This window comes from Mesorhizobium sp. M2E.F.Ca.ET.209.01.1.1 (assembly GCF_004010375.2).
In the GTDB taxonomy this organism is placed as follows: domain Bacteria; phylum Pseudomonadota; class Alphaproteobacteria; order Rhizobiales; family Rhizobiaceae; genus Mesorhizobium.
Genome location: NZ_SADP02001079.1, coordinates 1 through 296 on the forward strand (window position 1 = coordinate 1; position 296 = coordinate 296).

The window sequence follows — 296 nt, forward strand, 5'->3', positions numbered from 1 at the left end:
GTGACGCTGCCCGGGGCCGGGCAGCAGAACGGGCAGCGCATCACGCCGGTGGACGTGACCGGCGCACGCGTGCTGATCGTCGACGATAATGCCGTCAACCGCGCCATCCTGACCGAGCAGATGACCTCTTGGACGTTCGATTCCTGCGCTGCCGAAAGCGGCGCCGAAGGCCTCAAGGTGCTGATCGCCGCGGCAGCTTATGGCGTGGCGGTCGACTGCGTGGTGCTCGACTACCAGATGCCCGAGATGACCGGCGCCGAAATGGCGCGCATCGTGCGCAATACCGAGGGCCTCGC

General features: G+C 67.2%; 1 protein-coding gene. It reads left to right on the forward strand.

What is annotated here, in order from left to right:
- Positions 1–296: response regulator (locus tag EN852_RS39195; protein ID WP_135879934.1), on the forward strand; the 296-nt coding region annotated here is incomplete at both ends.